The following is a 247-nucleotide window of genomic DNA, read 5'->3' as shown; positions in this document are numbered from 1 at the left end:
TTTGTCCGGATAGCTCCGGCAGCATTGTTTACACTGTCTGCTGTCAGATCAATACTGTCTGCATCTATGCTGCCATTATTGCTATTATCCAGTGTTGATGCTTGAATTACAGCCTCTTTGCCCGACTGAATCACACCATTTGTACTGTTGTTTAAACTTACCGATGCCTTAAGATGCAGATTTTCACTGCTTATTATCCCTTTATTATTATTTTTAATACTTTCCGTATTCAGATAGGCATCTTTAC

Annotated in this window: 1 protein-coding gene; it reads right to left on the bottom strand. The window is 38.5% G+C overall.

Annotated features, from left to right (window positions below):
• A partial coding sequence (locus tag H3U82_RS10795) for a hypothetical protein (RefSeq protein WP_198210512.1) occupies positions 1-247 on the bottom strand: 247 nt, incomplete at both ends.

This window comes from Snodgrassella sp. W8132 (genome assembly GCF_016100865.1).
Lineage (GTDB): Bacteria > Pseudomonadota > Gammaproteobacteria > Burkholderiales > Neisseriaceae > Snodgrassella > Snodgrassella alvi.
Note: the sequence above shows the minus strand (reverse complement) of the source record. Positions and strands in the feature narration are given on the sequence as shown.